Here is a 2795-nt window from a genome sequence, read left to right on the forward strand (position 1 = left end):
GGGGAACCGGTGTGGTACCAGGTCGCGGTGACCACCGGGGGCAACGCCGTCGGCTCCGGGACGGGCAGGCCGCCGGGAGCGCCGGGGCTGTCGGGGGCCGGTAACAGGGCGGTGTACCGGTCGACGTCGGCCACCTCCACGTACCCGAAACCGCGGAACTCCCGGTCGGCGACGTCGAAGTACCCGTCCCGGTAACGGTACGAGCGGGTGGTGGCCACCCCGGTCGTGTGCTCGGTGGTCGTGACGGCGGCGACGACGTGGACGGGAAACGGCAGGTGGGTGCGCCACGGCCGGCCGGCGCGGCGGTCGGCGAGCGCGTACCGGGTGGACGTGCTGTACGTGATCTCGGTGGTGAGCCCGCGGTGGTTGTCCACCCCGGTCAGCAGGTACGGCTTGCCATCCGGCATGAGGTCGACGTAGCGCAGCGAGACACCGGCCGCGTCCGGCAGCGACGAGGAGACGACCAGGCAGCGCGTCCCGGCGCCGAACAGGTCGACGAACGCCACCGACGCCACGTGGTCCGCCACCGGCAGCCCGGTGATGGTGAACTCGGCTCCCCACCGGTTACCGGCCAGGTTCGGCCAGTACGACACGCCGCGCCGGCCGACGTAGACCAGGTCCGCCGGGCCGGTGCCGTCGACGTCCACCAGGTGCACACGGGCCGGGTCGAACTCGTCGTACGGGTCGAAGGACGGTGGCCGCGACATCGTCACCATCGGGCCGAACCGGCCGTAGCCGAGGTTCGGCCAGTAGCGGACCGCGCCGTCGCCGACCCGTACCAGGTCCTCGAGGCCGTCACCGGACATGTCCGCGAGGAACACCGCGTGCCGGGCGTCGCGGAGGACGACTGTCGGCGCGCGGCGTTCGTCCGGGCCGAGGGTGACCCGGCGGGCGGTGTCCCAGCCTTCCTGGCCCAGGTAGGGATACCACTCCAGCGTGTCACCGAGTGTGCGCAGCAGGTCGGGCAGCCCGTCCCCGTCCAGGTCGACCTGGCGGAGGTCGGGATCGTCCCAGTCCAGCACCGGATGCCGCGGGAACGTGGCGAACGGCGCCCACCGCTGGCCGTCCGGGTCACGTACCGAATAGCGGGGCGTGCGACCGTCCCGGACCAGGACGGTGAGCCGGTGGTCGCCGAAGAGGTGGCCGAACGACGGCTGGACGTCAGGCGGTGACTGTGGGTGCGCGTGCACCGGCCGGGGCGGGGCGAGCGTGCCCGCACCCAGGTTCGACCGGTACTGCCAGCCACCGCCCGCCTGGACGAGGACCCCGGCCGCGCCGTCGGCGTCGAGATCCACCCACTGGTACGGCGGCATGAGCCCGGCCGGCAGGCCGTCGTAGGAGCTTTTGGGGAGCTCACGGACCCGCGGCGAGGGCGCCCACTGACGATAACGGAACGTGATCGGAGGGAGCCGCTGGCCGGCACCAGCGCCGGCGCCCGCGACCGGACCGCCCGCGCCAGGACCGGCCGCGCCGCCGTCGCCGCCACCGTCGCCGCCACCGTCGCCGCCGTCGCCGCCGTCGATCCCGGTGTCACCGCCGTAGCCGACCTGGGTGATCGAACGGAGGGTGGCCACGAGCCCGTCGGAGGCGCCACCGCCGGGGGAGCCCGCCCCGTCCGGGGAGCCCGCTTCCCCGTAGCCCAGCTCCGTCGCGCTGACCAGGCTGGCCGGGACGCCGAGCTCGGCCGGGAACTGGTGGAAGACCAGGATCCGCTCGCATCTGCGCCGCGTGCGGATCTCGAACCCGGAGCGGTAGGACGAGAAGGCGTCGGCCCGCGCCGGCCACGCCCGGGTGGGCAGCGGGCCGGCCGGGCCCCCGTGGTCGTCGCGATCGCCGTGGTCGCCGTAGTCGAAGACGACGAGGAAGCGGAACGCGGCGCGCCAGTGCGGGTCGGCATGGTCGATCAGCGGCGCGGTGAACCGGTCGGCCACCGGCGTGCCGACGGTGTAGGCGATCTCCTTGAGGTACCGCCGGGCCTGCGGACGGCCCGCCCGGTGCGTCTCGTGCGCCGCCGTCGTGTCCACCCCGGCGTCGTCGTCGGCCACATAGCGGTAGTGCACGCGGTTGCCGCGGTCGTCGAAGACGTCCTCGACCAGCCACTCGAACACCCGGCCGGGATCGTCGGGGTCGCTGACCCGGGCCTGCGCGCTCCGGCCGAACACGGTCAGCACGTTCCCCGCGGACAGCACCGACCAGAACGTCTCCCCGCTGCCGGCGACGGCGTGCCGTTCGATCCGGGCGAACGCGCCTTCCGTCCGCGGCCGGAACCGGGCCGGGAACGTCAGCACACCGCTGCCGCCGAACGGGACGGCGGCCGGCGCCGCCGCGGGCACCAGGCCGGCACCGCCGTCCACCGGCACCAGGTCCTCCGCGCCCGCGAGCACGAACCGGTCGTCGTCGAGGTAGCGCGGCAGCCCCTTCTCGGTCCCGCGGGTCACCGACGGCAGGCCGATGTCCCAGCCGAGACCGAACACCGAGTTACCCGCCGCCGACGAGTAGGCCAGCGTGAGCTCGGGACGCAGACCGCCGCGCCCCGGCGGCACCGGCACGGGAACCGAGAATCCCGCCGTGCCGTGCGTCGACACCGGGTTCATCTTCTCGCCCATGGCGCGCAGCGCGCCCCCGCCCCTGGGCAGGGTCAGCTTCAGCGGGTCAACCGGTGGCCCGGGCGGCGCGGCCTGTCGTGACACGGCGGCGGCCGGACCCGTCGTCGTGTCGGTGCTGGCCCGGCTCACCCGGTCGTCCGGCACGTGACGGTCGTCCACCAGCGCCTCCTCAGCGCCTGACCATAACCG

1 protein-coding gene is annotated in these 2795 nt (G+C 74.4%); it reads right to left on the minus strand.

From position 1 onward, the window contains the following. Positions 1-2765 (minus strand): SpvB/TcaC N-terminal domain-containing protein (locus tag AC5LSR_RS18230; protein WP_493468723.1); only part of this gene is annotated, 2765 nt, incomplete at its 3' end. Positions 2766-2795: the final 30 nt, after the last annotated feature.

This window comes from Protofrankia sp. CiP1_Cm_nod4 (assembly GCF_982290645.1).